The organism is Bradyrhizobium sp. CCBAU 53340 (assembly GCF_015291645.1).
GTDB lineage: Bacteria > Pseudomonadota > Alphaproteobacteria > Rhizobiales > Xanthobacteraceae > Bradyrhizobium.
Genome location: NZ_CP030055.1, coordinates 6,512,483 through 6,526,438 on the forward strand (window position 1 = coordinate 6,512,483; position 13,956 = coordinate 6,526,438).

Consider the following 13,956-nt stretch of genomic DNA (forward strand, 5'->3'; position numbering starts at 1 on the left):
CGAAACGTGGAGGGCATCAGGGAGACGACGTCATGGCGCGCTTCGCCCCGCGACATCAACGCACGCGACGTCGCAGCCTGGAAACAGGTTGCCAAGGACGCCGGCATCGAGGTGAAATGAGCAGGAACGTGGCGCGAAGCCTGCGTGCGGCCATCCTTCGAGACGCCCGCCTCCGGCGGGCCCTCAGGTTGAGGTCCCGTTTTGCGGCGAGATATCAGACCCTCATGGTGAGGAGCCCGCCAAAGCGGGCGTCTCGAACCATGCAGGCCGAGCTCGTCCGGCAGCCCTCCGCTGTCATGTACCATGGAAAGGGAGCGCGGGCATGAGCCGCATCTTCGGCGCGGTGCGCCAGAACGGATATGTGGTGCGGGACATTCACGCCGCGATGAAGCACTGGATCGAGGTGATGGGCGTCGGCCCCTGGTACTACATGGACCGCGTCACGACCGACTGGTTCCGTCATCGCGGCCAGGACTCCGTGGTCGAGATGAGCATCGCGCTGGCCAATTCCGGCGATCTCCAGATCGAACTGATCCAGCAGCGCAATGACGCGCCCTCGCTGTACAAGGAGTTTCTGGTTGCCGGGCACGAAGGCCTCCAGCACATGTCCTATTGGAGCCGCGACTATCAGGCGCTCTACGACAGGGCCCTCGGGCTCGGCTACAGGATCGGCCACGAGGGCCAGATCGGCGGCGACAAGGGACGTTTTGCCTATTTCGACACGCAGGCGCATCCAGGCACGATCGTCGAGATCTCCGACATCAGCGGCACCAAGGGCCCGTTCTTCGAGAAGGTGCGGCTGGCGGCCTTGAGCTGGGACGGCACGCGGCCGATCCGCGAGGTCGGCGGCAGGACGACGTAGCATCACGCCGTTGCCGGACCGACGATTTATGGTAGCGTATTGCCTCCCGTCCCAGAGTTCAGCGAGGCAGGCATGTCTGCGACTGACAAGGTTTTCGCCGGCTCGGTCCCGAAACTCTACGACGAATATCTCGTCCCGCTGATCTTCTCCGTATATGCCGACGACCTAGCCAGGCGCGTCGCTGCGCTGTCGCCCTCGGACCTGCTCGAAATCGCCGCCGGCACCGGAGCGGTCACGCGGGCCGTGGCAGCGCTCTTGCCTGCCGGTGTCCGCTACACCGCGACCGATCTCAACGAGCCGATGCTCGCGGTGGCCAAGCAGCGTCAAGGTGAAGATCCCCGCATGACCTGGCGCCAGGCCGATGCGCTGACCCTGCCGTTCGACGATTCCGTATTCGACGTCGTCTGCTGCCAGTTCGGTGCCATGTTCTTTCCCGACCGCAGCCAAGGCTACGCCGAGGCGAAGCGGGTGTTGAAACCGACCGGAACGTATCTGTTCAGCGTCTGGGATCGCATCGAGGACAATGTCTTCGCGGATGACGCGACGACCACGCTCGGCAAGATGTTTCCCGACAATCCGCCGCGCTTCATGGCGCGGACGCCACACGGCTATCACGACAAGGCGGTCATCAAGGCCGACCTCGAACGCGGAGGTTTCAAGGACATCTCGATCGAAACGCTGACGGCGACGAGCTGCGGGCCCTCGGCGGAATACGTCGCGATCGCCTACTGCCAGGGAACGCCGCTGCGCGGCGAGATCGAGGCCAGGGATGCAAACAAGCTCGAGGCCGCAACCGACGCCGTTGCCGAGACGATCCGGAAGCGCCACGGCTCCGGACCAGTCGAGGCCAAGATTCAGGCCCTGGTGATCACGGCACGGCCGTAGTGGGAGAGCCGCTATGCTCCGACGTCACGCCTACCAGAAGCTCCGCATCGTCGGCTGGGTCGATTGATAGTACTGGTACTGTCCGCCGCGCCGACGCGGATTGACCGGTTGCACATACGGATCGCGCGGCTGGAAGAAGAAGCCGAAGCCGTTGCCGCCATTGTCCCAGCCATCGTCGCTGGCAATCGCCATCGGCGCGGTCGGCCTGCGGGTGATGAAGCCGCCCTGGGGCTGGTTGCTCAGGACCGCAACGAACTCGGTGCGGTAGTTGGTCTCGGCGCTCAGCGGTTCGTCCGAGATGATGATCGACGAACGCGGCATTGCCGTCGGCCCGATGCGATCCCACACCTCTTGCGGGATGGTGATGCGGTCGAGCGCGTCCTTGGCGTTGTCGCCTTCATCGATGCTGACGACGCTCCAGCGCAGGCCCGTGTCGTTCTTCGCCATCGCCGTGAAGATGTGCGTGCCGAGCGGCTGGTCCGGATTGCGGATGGTGACGGGAACCTCGATGCTGGTGTCGAACACCTCGCCGCCGCCATCCGGCGCCGGCTTGTGGGTGTTGCGCCGCACGTAGAGCTTCTGCGTTGCGCGGCTGATATAGACCGAGACCGGCTCCATCGCGAGCTTGGCGTCGGTCGCGGCCTTCACGGCCTCGGTCTTCTTGGCGGCGGCGACCTTGGCCGCCTCCTTGGTGGTGGCAACCGCGTCGCGCTTGGGCTGCGCCGCGGCCTTGGCAGCATCGAGCTGGGTTGCCGCGTCCGCGGCCTTGGTTGCGGCCTTCTGCTTCAATTCGTCGGCCTTTGCCTTGGCCTGATCGTTCTTGGCATTCGCGACCAGCTTGTCGGCATAGGCGTTCTCGGAATCCGCGCGGGCCTTCTGCTGTTCGAGCTTGCGCAGCAGGGCCGGGATTGACTGCGCATCTTTCGCCGCCGCCGCCGCGGCCTTCTTGGCTTCATCGGCGGCCCGGACAGCCTCCTCCGCCTCTGCGGACAGCTTGTCGGCACGCGCGGGCGCGGCCGCAATGGCCTCCCTGCTCGGCACGAACAGCGACGGATGTGAGAAATCGGCCGGAGCAGCGTCGTTCGGCGAGATGATCACCCGCATGCCGATGCTGGTCTTGTCGAACAGGCTCTCGGCGAAACCAAAGGGCATGCGCACGCAGCCGTGAGAGGCCGCGTAGCCGGGTAGCGGCCCGCCATGCAGCGCAATGCCGTTCCAGGTGATGCGCTGCATGTTCGGCATCCAGGCATCGTCATACATGGAGGAGTGGTGATCCTTGTCCTTTTCGACCACGGCGAAGACGCCGGCCGGCGTCTCGCGACCAGTCGTGCCGGTCGAGACCGGGGCGCGCAGGATCCAGCCCTCGGAATCGTAGAAGGTGACCTGCTGGCTCTTGATCGACACGATCGCCATGATCGGCTCGCCGGCCTCGCGCTGCGCCACGGCCTCGGCGGTCTGGCGCGGCTGCTTCGCCGCCATGGCAGCCGGGGTCAGGGTGGTCAGCGCAAGCGCCGCTGCGAACATCACGATTCCGGGAGGCCCCCAACGCCGCATCGCTCCCTTGGATTGCGCCGTCATTCTCAGGTCTTTCATGCCATTCCCCGGGGTGCCTGTCCGCATTTGGTCCATCATCAGTCAGATTGCGATCTTTGGATTAAGAATTCGCAGCCACCATCCGTTCCGTTTCCGGCGATATCAGGTCCGTTCCGGCGGCAAAACTCTCATATACGACGGCCCATGCGGGCGGAAGGGCGCTCCGCGGCCGAGGCTGACCCGGAGCTGGCGGGCGCGCTGCGGCGGACCGCCCGCCCTAAAACGGTGGCAGGGGTGTGATCCGAATCACAGAGAATTGGTTCACGCGCCGATGCGCTGGTCAGTGCTCAGACTTCGAGCCATTCCTGCCGCACGGCAGTATTGGCCTTGAGCTCATCAGGCGTGCCTTCGAACACCACGCGGCCATGCCCCATGATGTAGACGCGCTTGGAGATGCGCATTGCGATCGACAGCTTTTGCTCGACGAGGAGAATGGCGACGCCGGCCTCAGCGATGCGGGCGATGAGATCGCCGACCTGCTGCACGATCAGCGGCGCGAGGCCTTCGGTCGGCTCGTCGATCATGATCAGATCAGGATCGCCCATCAGCGTGCGGCACGTCGTCAGCATCTGCTTCTCGCCGCCGGACAGCACGCCGGCGGCCGTATCGGCGCGCGCGGCGAGATTGGGGAACATGTCGAGCATGTCCTGGAGCCGCCATTTGCCGGGCCGGCGCGTATCCTTGATGCCGAGCAGCAGATTTTGCCGGACCGTCAGGCTCGGGAAGATGTCGCGATGTTCGGGGACGTAACCCAGCCCGAGGCGCGCGATCTTGTAGCTCGGCAGGCCGGCGATGTCCTTGCCCTTGAAACGGATCGTGCCTTGCGGAGCGACCTCGCCCATGATCGCCTTGACCGTGGTGGAGCGGCCAACGCCGTTGCGTCCGAGCAGGCTCACGACCTCGCCGGCGGCGACGTCGAGGTCGACGCCCTGGAGGATGTGGCTCTTGCCGTAATAGGCGTGGAGATCCCTGACCTCGAGCATCAGTGCGCTTCCTCGCCGAGATAGGCTTCCTTGACCTTGGGATCGCGCCGGATATCTTCCGGCGTGCCCGAGGCGATGATGTGGCCGTAGACCAGCACCGAGATGCGATCGGCGAGGCCGAACACGACGCTCATGTCGTGTTCGACGATGACAAGCGTCTTGCCTTCGGTCAGTCGCCGGATCAGCGACACCGCGCGATCGGTCTCGGCGTGGCTCATGCCCGCGGTCGGCTCGTCCAGCATGACGACGGTGGCGCCGCTCGCGATGGTGATGCCGATCTCGAGCTCGCGTTGCTCCGCATAGGTCAAAAGCCCGGCCGGAACGTCGCGCCGGTGTGTGAGATGAATGTCGTCGAGGATCTGCGCGGTGCGCTGGCGCACCTCGGGCAGGCTGTCGACATTCTTCCAGAACGCGTAGCGATGTCCCGTCGCCCACAACACGGCGCAGCGGACGTTCTCCCAGACCGTCATGCGCGCGAACACGTTGGTGACCTGGAACGAGCGCGACAGGCCGCGCCGGTTGATCTCGAAGGGCCTGAGGCCCGAGATGACATCGCCGTTCAGCTTCACCTCGCCCGAGGTCGGCTTGATGTGGCCGCTGATCAGGTTGAAGGTCGTGGACTTGCCGGCACCGTTCGGACCGATGATGGCGTGCCGCTCGCCCTTCGCGACGATCAAGTTGAGGTCGCGGATGATGCCGACATTGCCGAAGCGCTTTTCGACGGCGCGAACCTCGATAGCTGCGGGCATGCCAGATACCGCTTCGCTCATCCCAGATACCGCTCCGCTCATGCCAGATACCCCCGGTCACGGGCGATCGTCGCAGCCTTGTCCCATGCATCAGCGATCCGCCGCCAGGTCAGCCGCGCGACGAAAGCGCCACCGATCACGAGAACCGCAGCGACCATCCATGTCGCCGGCGACGTCGGCTTGAAGGCGATGCCGAACAGGTTGATGGGATCGCCGCCCGAGAAACGTGCGACGGTCTCGATCGTCAGGATCACGCCGCAGGCCAGTGCAACCGTGGGCACGATCGCAACAAGGTAGGATGGGATCACCGTCCACAGCGTCCCGGCACGGATCAGTGGCCGGTGCATCATCAACAGGCCAGCGATGCCGCCGGGGGAGAACATCACGATGCCGATGAAGATGATGCCAAAATAGAGCTGCCACACGCTGGTAAGGTTGGTCAGCCCGAGCTGGAGGTAGGTCACCAGGATGGCGCCGAGGATCGGGCCGAAGAAATAGGCGGTGCCGCCGATGAAGGTCGAGAACAGCACGAGGCCGGATTGAATCGCACCGAGATAGGCGGCGTTGGCGATCTCGAAATTGATCGCGGCAAGCCCGCCGGCGACGCCGGCAAAGAAGCCGGCAAAGCAGAAGGCGAGATAGCGGACGACGTGGGGATCGTAGCCGATGAACTGGACGCGTTCCGGATTGTCGCGGACTGCATTGCTGATCCGCCCGAGCGGCGTGCGCGTCAGCGCGTACATCGCGATCGCCGACAGCACCAGCCAGAAGGCGATCAGATAATAGACCTGAAGCTGCGGACCGAACGACCAGCCGAACATCTTCGGCAGCGCGGTGCGGTCCGTGGTGATGCCGGATTCGCCGCCGAACACCGAGCGCAGGATCAGCGAGGACGACGCCACCAGTTCGCCGATGCCGAGCGAGATCATTGCGAACACCGTGCCGGCACGCTTGGTCATGACCCAGCCGATGATGACAGCAAAGACGAGACCACCGAGGCCGCCGAACAGCGGAATGAACGGCAGCGGGATCGGCCAGCCATGCGACACCACGGCATTCATCATGTGGCAGGCCGCGAAGCCGCCGAGGCCGTAATGCACGGCATGGCCGAACGACAACAGGCCGGTCTGGCCAAGCAGGATGTTGTAGGACAGCGCGAACACGATCGCGATGCCGATCAGGCTGAAGGAGGTGAGCGAGCCGCCCGAGGAGAAGATCATCGGCAGCACGATCAGCGCGATGATACCGAGCAGCCAGACGCCGTAAAAGCGCAGGCTCCCGCCGGCCAAATCTGTCGCCACCTTGGACGTCGAAGTCGCGGCCGTGGTCATGATTCACGCGTCCCCATCAGGCCCATGGGGCGTACGATCAGAATGATCACCAGCAGAACATAGGGGACGATCGGCGCGACCTGCGCGATCGTGACGTCCCAGATGTCGGTGAGAACCGACGGTCCCGCCGACGGGTCGAGCGGGCCGAAGGCGCTCGCGAGCGAGCCGTTCAGCGCGACCGCAAAGGTCTGCACCAGGCCGATGACGAGCGAGGCGATGAAGGCGCCAGGCAAGGAGCCGAGGCCGCCGAACACGATGACCACGAACAGGATCGGCCCGAGCGCCGCGGCCATGTCGGACTGCGTCACCAGCGCCGGCCCCGCGATGACACCGGCAAGGCCTGCCAGCGCGCTGCCGACACCGAACACCACCATGAACACGCGCCCGACATTATGGCCGAGATGCCCGACCATATGCGGATGCGTCAGCGCCGCCTGCACGATCAGGCCGACCCGGGTGCGCTTGAGCACGATCAGGAGCGCCACGAAAATGATGACCGATACCGCCAGCATGAAGATCTTGTAGGCGGGATAGTTGGTCGAGAAGATCGTGAAGGCCGGGAAATCCAGCAGTGCCGGCACGCGATAGTCGAGCGGGCTCTTGCCCCAGATCATCGAGACGATCTCTTCGATCGCGAAAGCCAGGCCGAACGTCAGCAACAGCTCGGCGACATGGCCGTGCTTGTGGGTGTTGCGCAGGCCGTAGCGCTCCACCGTCATGCCCATGACGCCGACCAGAAGCGGCGCCAGCACCAGCGCCGGCCAGAAACCGATCCATTTGGTAAGCTGGAAGCCGAAGAAGGCGCCGAGCATGTAGAAGCTGGCATGAGCGAAATTGAGCACGCCCATCATGCTGAAGATGACGGTCAACCCGCTCGACAGCAGGAAGAGCAGCATGCCGAACAGCACGCCATTCAGGGTCGAAATGACAACGAGTTCAAGCACAGCGCACTCATGGATATCCGGGGCCACATAGCTCCGGCGAGCATCGTCCAAGCGATCAAATGCATTCCGGCCGCCGCCCTCCCGCAACCAATGGAAGCGGGACGGCGACGAGCTTAGAGATTAGGGCCGTACCATCTTGCAGGTCGTGGAGACCATGGCCTGCGGCGTATCGACCTTGGAAACCAGATGCCAGCCCCAACCGGTGCTCTCCTCGTCGAACGGCTCGTTCGCGGCAAGCTTGCCGAAGGAGGAAACGTAGATCGGCTGGAAGAACTGGTGGTCGTCCTTGCGCATGAGGCCCTGGCCGCCGTCGAGGACATCGAACTTCATGTCCTCGAGCGCCGCCGCCACCTTCACGGGCTCGATCGAGTTGGCCTTCTCGGCGGCGGCCTTGAACATGCGCATCTCATTGACGGCACGCGGGTACCACAGCGACATATTCACCTTGGCGCGGAAGGCCTTCTCGAAGTCCATCGCACCCTGGTTGCCGGAATTGGGGAAGCCTTCGGTGATCTGGAAGACCTGGTGGTCGAGGCCGGTCTGCTTGATCGCGGTGGGACCGCCGGCGCCACCCGCATAGTACGTATACCAGTTGACCTTCAGGCCGGCGTCGGCCGCGGCCTTGAGCAGCAGCGCGAAGTCCTGGCCCCAATTGCCGGTGACGACGCTGTCGGCGCCGGACGCCTTGATCTTGGCGATGTAGGGCGAGAAGTCGGTGACCTTGAGCAGCGGATGCAGTTCGTCGCCGACGATCTGGATGTCAGGCCGTTTCGCGCCGAGCATCTTGCGCGCATCGGATCGCACCGACTGACCGAACGAATAGTCCTGGTTGATCAGATAGACCTTTTTGATCGACGGGACGTCCTTCATATAGTTGGTGAGCGCCTCCATCTTGATGTCGGAGCCGGCATCCCAGCGGAAATGCCAGTAGCTGCATTTCTCATTGGTCAAGCTCGGATCGACGGCGGCGTAGTTGAAGTACAGAACTTCCTTGCCGGGATTGCGCGTGTTATTCTTGGTGACGAAATCCGAGAGCGCCGCGGCGACGGCGGAGCCGTTGCCTTGCGTGATGTAATGGGCGCCGGCATCGATCGCCTTCTGGGCCTGCACCAGGCTCTCCTGCGGATTGGTCTTGTTGTCCAGCGGCAGGATCTCGATCTTGTGGCCGAGGATGCCGCCCTTGGCGTTGAGCTCGTCCGCCAGATACTGGAACGTCTTGAGACCGCCCTCGCCGACACTGGCCCCGCCGCCGGAGAGCGGATCGATATAGCCGATCTTGATGGTGTCCTCGGCCGAGGCGGCATGACCGAACATCGGAGCGATCACGGCAATGGCCAAAGTAAGCTTGCGCATTATTTCGTTTCCTCACTGGCTATCGACTTTAGTCGATGGGCTTTTTGCGCATGATGAAGCGCAATTTCAACGCCCTTATGAGCAGAACGAACTTTGCTTTTCAAGCGCGACGGAACATGGCCCGGTGCAGACGCCACCAAATGTGGTGCGGCTGCCCAGCTCGTCCGCGACATTCCGTGACAAGGAATAGAACGCAAAGGAAACCTGTACGCGGCAGGCGTCGCTTGGGAGGGAATCGCGCTCCGTCGGGCGGTCAGACGCCCAGCGCCTTGCGATTGAACGTCCGCAGGAAGCGCAGCGACAGCGTCCGCACATTGGCAACGTTCAGCAGCCACGCAGCGGTGACGTAAGCGAGACCGCCCGGGATACTCACGATGATCAGCGCCACGATGCCGGTGCCGCTGACCTGCGAGCGCGCCAGGAGGATCGTGCCCGCCATGGCCGCGGCGGATGCCGCAACTCCGACGAGCCTGAGGAGATCGAACGGGACAGGATAGGCCCGACGCATCAGCACGACGGCGACGACGAAGCCGATCGCCTCGGTCGCGAGCGTGGCCAGCGCCGCGCCGTAAATGCCGTAGCCCGCGACCAGCGTGAACATCAGCGCCACGCTGATGACCAGCGTGAGAAACGACTGCGCCGCCAGCATGAACGGGCGCTCGGCGAGCTGGAAGCTGATCTGGACGTAGAATTGATTGGCGATGCCGAAGAAGCGGGCCAGCACCAGCATCGGCAGCAGTGCCGACACGCCGGCGCGGAAATCGACGCCGACGAGGGTGCCGGCGACCTGGTTCGCCGCGAGCGCAAGCCAGACCGCGACGGGCGCGACGACGACGAGCAGCAGTTCGAGACTTTCCGACAGACGCTCACGCGTCGTCTCGTTGTTCTTCTCGGACAGCGAACGGAACACCAGCGGAACAGTGGCCGCGGCAACGCTGGAGGCGATCATGACCATGAACTGGCGCGGCAGATCGGCGGCGACGCCGAAAATGCCGGCGGCATCCTTGCCGAGCAGCCAGGCGACGATCAGCCGGTCGCTGGCCGAGTAGACCGCGACCGAAAGTCCAGCCAGCGTCAGCGGCAGGCCATAGCGCGCCAGTTGCATGAACTGGCCGCGCGAAAAGCCCGCGATGCTGGTGCGGTCGCCGACGAGATTGAGAATGATGCCGGTGAGCGAGCCGAGGCCGAACGCCGCGAGCAGGCCCATGCCGCCCCAGCCGAGCCAGATCCCCAGCAGGCCGAAACCCACGCTCGACACGCTGCGCACGATCGAGATCGCCGCGAAGCGATAGGGCCGCAGCTTGGCGCGTTCGAACTCCTGGCCGACATCGACCGCATTCGACATGATCGCGACGAACATGCTGGCGAGCACCAGTCCGACACTGACGTCGCTGCGAAACAGGAACACCAGCGGGGTCGCGGCGCACATGGCGACGACGGTCAACGCAAAAGCGACCATCGCCGTCCCGCGAAAATCCACTTCCGCCGACATCGCCTGGTAGCGCGACACCGACAGCTTGATCCAGGCGAAGAAGATCGCGCCCAGAATCCCGGCAATGCCGATGCCGACGACGTAGACGCCATACTCCGCCGGCGTCAGCAGCCGCGTGTAGGCGGTGACCGCAAAGAAGCCCACCGCCGCAGGCAGGATGTAGGCGACGAGATAAATGGAGAAATGGCGATTCAACATGCGTGCACGGGACCAGCAACTCTCAAATCGAGCCGCCGTTATCAGTTGGACCTTGGCGCGACGATCAAGGGCGTGACGATCAAAGGCTTGACGACCAGAGGCTTGGCAATCGGACGGCGCCGCAGCATCTCCCAAGATAGTCATTTAAGTCTGCAGATCGGCTGCCGAATGGGGCAGCTCCGCCGCTTTCGCGCGTTAGCGTTAAATTTGCCCTGTCCTTGAACGGGCCGCCGCGATCACCGAAAAGAAACCATGATTTCAAGACGCCGCCCGACCTCCGGATAGTGCGTGGACATGACCAAAATGGACGTTGTCGAGCGTATACGGGCAAATCCGGCCTCCCTGCCCCATGGTGGCACAGCTGCGTCCCTCGTCCCGGCGGGCCCAGTCGACGGGGCCGAGCGGATGACGCTCAATTTGTTCTTCGAGGAGCGGGACGACCGCTGGTTTCCCGGCGACCGCCACGTCCGGCCGCTGCTGCGGCGCCTGCTGCTCGGCAAGTCCTGGATCAGCGGCCAGCGGCGTGTGTTCCTCAACCTCTGTGCCGGCCTCGACAGGGTCGGGATCCGCTATCGCGTCAACGATTACGGCTATATCCGCAAGCACCCGGACGAGCTCGCCTGCATCATCGGGCGTCCCTTCGTGCTTGATTGGTTCGAATGGAAGAACCCGCTTCTGCTGGGCGTCGCCATGTACAACCATCCGGTGGATGCACCGGGACATCTGAAAGACCTGCACGCCAGGACCATCCTGGTGCCCTGCGACTGGTACGCCGAGATGTGCCGGCCCTCCTGGCCTCTTGTCGAAGTCTGGCCGGTCGGCATCGAGACCGATCTGTGGACGCCAACGCCGGCCGCACAGAAGAGCGTCGATGTGCTGCTCTACGACAAGGTGCGGTGGGCGCACGAGCGCCATGAGAGCGGATTGATCGACCCGATCCGCAGGCATCTCGAAGCCAGTGGCCGCTCGGTCGAAATGATCCGCTACGGCCATTACAAGGAAGACGACTACAAGGCGGCGCTGGCGCGCTGCCGCAGCATGGTCTTCCTTTGCGAGCACGAAAGCCAGGGCATCGCCTGCCAGCAGGCGCTGTCGAGCGGCGTACCGGTGTTCGCCTGGGATCGCGGCGGCCCGTGGCAGGACCCGGAATATTATCCAGACAGGGTGAGATACGAAGGCGGCGTGTCCTCGGTGCCCTATTTCGATGGACGCTGCGGCAGCAAATTCATCGACGCGGCAGACTTCATCGCCGGCTGGAGCGACTTCTGGTCGCATGTGAGCGCCGGCGACTTTGCGCCTCGCGATTACGTGATGGACAACCTCACCCTCGAAAAGGGCGCCCTGCATTATTACGACATCGCCGAAGCGGTGGTGCAGCGTCAGGCGCGCTGACAATACGGTTCGCGAAAGTTAACCCAACAAGGGGAAACCGCGGCGCGACAAGGCGCCGCTTGGTACGATGGCGCGTTGGCTCCGAAAGGACGACCGCGACGTGACAAAGCTCGACAGACGCGAATTTCTCCTCGGCAGCGCCGCCACGCTCGCGGCGGGCGCGTCCGTATCCGCAGCGCCAGTGTCGAAACTTGTCCAGCGCCATCAGGGCTACGGCGCGGCCGCCACGCTCTGGGACCTGCAGGCCGATCCGCGGCTCGGCGAGGCCATCAGCACCTATTGCACCCAGGTGGTGCCGGTGCTCGAGCTGAAATGGCCGATGCTGCGGCCGGATGCGCACACCTTCGCTTTCGAACGCGCCGACGCCATCTATGATTTCGCGCAGAAGAACGACCTGACCATGCGCGGCCACACCCTCGCCTGGTATCACGACATTCCTGACTGGACCAAGCAGATCAAGGACACCAAGGGCGTCGAGCGTGCCTATGTTGATCACATCTCGACCGTCGTCTCCTACTACAAGGACAAGCTGACCTCGTGGGATGTCGTCAACGAGCCCATTCCCGACAATCCCAAAGGCGTCACCGACCGGCGCGACACGTTCTGGACGCAGCATCTCGGCAATCGCTGGATTCCGCTGGCCTTCCGTACCGCAGCCGCGGCTGATCCTTACGTCAAGCTCGCGATCAACGAATACGACATCGAATCGGCGAAGGACTCGTTCATCGCCAAGCGCGCGGCCTACCGCAATCTCATCATGGAGCTGCTCGATCAAGGCGCGCCGCTGCACGCCGTCGGACTGCAATCGCATCTGCATGCCGAGCTCGAGATCGACACCCACGGGCTCGCCGAGTTCGTCACCGAGCTGCGGTCGTGGGGACTTGAGGTATTCGTCACCGAGCTCGATGTCGACGATCAGAAGCTGACGGGAAGCCCCGCCGAGCGCGACGCCATCGTCGCCAAGCGTGTCGACGATCTCCTGACGGCGATCTCGACCAGCGGGCCGGTCCGCTCGATCCTGACCTGGGGCATTTCCGACCGCTACAGCTGGATCAACGGCACCTTCACCCGCAAGGACAAGCAGACCAACCGGCCGCTGCCGCTTGACGGCGAGTTCAAGCCAAAGCCGTTCATGGACGTCATCAGCAAGTTCACGAAGGACGCGTAAGGCCAGCCGCGCCTTCTAGCGCGTCTTTTAGCGTGTCTTTTAGCGTGTCTTGGGCATCTCGAACGCAGTCGCATCGCCCATATGGTCGGGAGACAGGCTCGGACCGCGGCGATCACGCGAGTTCAGGCGGAAGACGTCCCTGATATCGTCGATCGAGGTCGACGAATAGGACTGGATGCAGAGCGCGACCTGGTCGGGCGATGCGGCGCCCATCATGGCTTCGATCGCCTGGCGGTCGAGGCGGGTGTCGTCCCAGTGCGAGACGGCAATGCTGTCTTCCGTCACGCGATGCGCCGCCAGATGTTTGGGCGAGTTCGCGACGAAATTTCCGTAGAGCAGATACTCGGAGAACTTCTTCTTCCGGCACAGCGCCAGCGCCCAGCTGAGGCCCGTTGCCGAATTGATGGCGTCGGTCATCGCGCGCGCAGCGTCCTTGTCCCAGACCAGCGCATTGCCGACATAATCGTCGGCCGGGAACGAGCGTTCCCTGATCCCGAGGAGCTGATCGACCGTGCGGAGCCACAGCACATGCAACGGGTGATCGGCGTCGATCCCCTTGCGCGTGACGAACAGCGGCGTCTTTTCGCCGCCGGCATATTGGCCGACGTCGAATTCGCGGAAGAACAGATTGTCCGAGTCGAGAATGCAGACACGCTGTTCCGGCGCATTGAGCACACCGGCGATCTTGAGGATCTGCTGGATGTGCCAGCCGTGTACGGGCGACGACAACAGCGACAGCCAGACACGCCGGCTGCTGATGAACTGCAGCGACGGCGGCAGCGCCCACAGCCATTTCGGCAAGTACCGCGAGGCCGGAACGATGACGCGCTTGTCGGACGCAAACTGCGCGAACAGCGGCACGTCCTCATCGTTAACGAGAACATAATGCCGCGTGTATCCCGTGAGCCAGGTGTCGATGCTCTCGCTGAGCAGCGAGAAACGCTCGATATCCTTGGCATAGCTGGCGGTCAGCAAGGCAACGGAATGCATGATGCGTGCTCAAATG

Annotated in this window: 13 protein-coding genes; 5 read left to right on the forward strand and 8 right to left on the reverse strand. The window is 63.8% G+C overall.

The genetic code is table 11. The features are described from left to right. The first annotated feature begins 322 nt into the window (after window positions 1–322). Window positions 323–862 carry a VOC family protein gene (locus tag XH89_RS30775; RefSeq protein ID WP_194464094.1) on the forward strand — a complete coding sequence of 180 codons (540 nt, stop codon included), beginning with the start codon at window positions 323–325 and terminating at the stop codon, window positions 860–862. A gap of 72 nt (window positions 863–934) precedes the next feature. Continuing rightward, window positions 935–1,747 carry a class I SAM-dependent methyltransferase gene (locus tag XH89_RS30780; RefSeq protein WP_194464095.1) on the forward strand — a complete coding sequence of 271 codons (813 nt, stop codon included), beginning with the start codon at window positions 935–937 and terminating at the stop codon, window positions 1,745–1,747. A gap of 30 nt (window positions 1,748–1,777) precedes the next feature. On the opposite strand, the gene XH89_RS30785 is transcribed toward XH89_RS30780, so the two are convergent. The 6 genes from XH89_RS30785 to XH89_RS30810 all read right to left on the reverse strand — a co-directional run bounded on the left by XH89_RS30785 (window position 1,778) and on the right by XH89_RS30810 (window position 8,700). Beyond that, window positions 1,778–3,340: a L,D-transpeptidase gene (locus tag XH89_RS30785; protein ID WP_194464096.1), complete on the reverse strand. Its 1,563-nt coding sequence runs from the start codon at window positions 3,338–3,340 to the stop codon at window positions 1,778–1,780. Between the two features lie 287 nt (window positions 3,341–3,627). Further along, the gene (locus XH89_RS30790; protein ID WP_194464097.1) at window positions 3,628–4,323 is read right to left on the reverse strand and encodes an ABC transporter ATP-binding protein; all 696 of its coding nucleotides are present in this window, start codon (window positions 4,321–4,323) and stop codon (window positions 3,628–3,630) included. Then, window positions 4,323–5,072: an ABC transporter ATP-binding protein gene (locus tag XH89_RS30795; protein ID WP_194464098.1), complete on the reverse strand. Its 750-nt coding sequence runs from the start codon at window positions 5,070–5,072 to the stop codon at window positions 4,323–4,325. Before XH89_RS30795 ends, XH89_RS30790 begins: the two co-directional genes overlap by 1 nt. Before the next feature lie 38 nt (window positions 5,073–5,110). After that, window positions 5,111–6,403, reverse strand: coding sequence for a branched-chain amino acid ABC transporter permease (locus XH89_RS30800; protein ID WP_194464099.1), 1,293 nt, complete (start codon window positions 6,401–6,403; stop codon window positions 5,111–5,113). Beyond that, a complete protein-coding gene (locus tag XH89_RS30805) occupies window positions 6,400–7,347 on the reverse strand; it encodes a branched-chain amino acid ABC transporter permease (protein ID WP_194464100.1) in 948 nt (315 codons plus the stop codon). Before XH89_RS30805 ends, XH89_RS30800 begins: the two co-directional genes overlap by 4 nt. A 120-nt stretch (window positions 7,348–7,467) precedes the next feature. Then, window positions 7,468–8,700: a branched-chain amino acid ABC transporter substrate-binding protein gene (locus XH89_RS30810; RefSeq protein ID WP_194464101.1), complete on the reverse strand. Its 1,233-nt coding sequence runs from the start codon at window positions 8,698–8,700 to the stop codon at window positions 7,468–7,470. On the opposite strand from XH89_RS30810, the gene XH89_RS30815 reads away from it, so the two are divergent. Continuing rightward, a complete protein-coding gene (locus XH89_RS30815; RefSeq protein WP_194464102.1) occupies window positions 8,678–8,890 on the forward strand; it encodes a hypothetical protein in 213 nt (70 codons plus the stop codon). The two genes, XH89_RS30810 and XH89_RS30815, sit on opposite strands and share 23 nt — an antisense overlap. 63 nt (window positions 8,891–8,953) lie before the next feature. Here XH89_RS30815 and XH89_RS30820 read toward each other — a convergent pair whose 3' ends face one another. Next, on the reverse strand, window positions 8,954–10,390 hold the full coding sequence (locus XH89_RS30820) for a lipopolysaccharide biosynthesis protein (protein ID WP_194464103.1): 1,437 nt from the start codon (window positions 10,388–10,390) through the stop codon (window positions 8,954–8,956). Between the two features lie 303 nt (window positions 10,391–10,693). Between XH89_RS30820 and XH89_RS30825 the strand changes: the two genes are divergently transcribed. After that, the gene (locus tag XH89_RS30825; protein ID WP_194468684.1) at window positions 10,694–11,782 is read left to right on the forward strand and encodes a glycosyltransferase; all 1,089 of its coding nucleotides are present in this window, start codon (window positions 10,694–10,696) and stop codon (window positions 11,780–11,782) included. 100 nt (window positions 11,783–11,882) lie between these two features. Beyond that, window positions 11,883–12,950 (forward strand): endo-1,4-beta-xylanase, encoded by a 1,068-nt coding sequence (locus XH89_RS30830; RefSeq protein ID WP_194464104.1) that lies wholly within the window; start codon window positions 11,883–11,885, stop codon window positions 12,948–12,950. Window positions 12,951–12,989: 39 nt separating this feature from the next. Here the strand turns inward: XH89_RS30830 and XH89_RS30835 are convergent, their stop codons facing one another. Next, window positions 12,990–13,940: a DUF6492 family protein gene (locus tag XH89_RS30835; RefSeq protein WP_194464105.1), complete on the reverse strand. Its 951-nt coding sequence runs from the start codon at window positions 13,938–13,940 to the stop codon at window positions 12,990–12,992. Window positions 13,941–13,956: the final 16 nt, after the last annotated feature.

Coding starts and splice junctions, on each gene's coding strand:
- XH89_RS30775 (WP_194464094.1), top strand. CDS start 323: ATGAGCCGCATCTTCGGCGCGGTGCGCCAGAACGGATATGTGGTGCGG.
- XH89_RS30780 (WP_194464095.1), top strand. CDS start 935: ATGTCTGCGACTGACAAGGTTTTCGCCGGCTCGGTCCCGAAACTCTAC.
- XH89_RS30785 (WP_194464096.1), bottom strand. CDS start 3,340: ATGAAAGACCTGAGAATGACGGCGCAATCCAAGGGAGCGATGCGGCGT.
- XH89_RS30790 (WP_194464097.1), bottom strand. CDS start 4,323: ATGCTCGAGGTCAGGGATCTCCACGCCTATTACGGCAAGAGCCACATC.
- XH89_RS30795 (WP_194464098.1), bottom strand. CDS start 5,072: ATGCCCGCAGCTATCGAGGTTCGCGCCGTCGAAAAGCGCTTCGGCAAT.
- XH89_RS30800 (WP_194464099.1), bottom strand. CDS start 6,403: ATGACCACGGCCGCGACTTCGACGTCCAAGGTGGCGACAGATTTGGCC.
- XH89_RS30815 (WP_194464102.1), top strand. CDS start 8,678: ATGGCCAAAGTAAGCTTGCGCATTATTTCGTTTCCTCACTGGCTATCG.
- XH89_RS30810 (WP_194464101.1), bottom strand. CDS start 8,700: ATGCGCAAGCTTACTTTGGCCATTGCCGTGATCGCTCCGATGTTCGGT.
- XH89_RS30820 (WP_194464103.1), bottom strand. CDS start 10,390: ATGTTGAATCGCCATTTCTCCATTTATCTCGTCGCCTACATCCTGCCT.
- XH89_RS30825 (WP_194468684.1), top strand. CDS start 10,694: ATGGACGTTGTCGAGCGTATACGGGCAAATCCGGCCTCCCTGCCCCAT.
- XH89_RS30835 (WP_194464105.1), bottom strand. CDS start 13,940: ATGCATTCCGTTGCCTTGCTGACCGCCAGCTATGCCAAGGATATCGAG.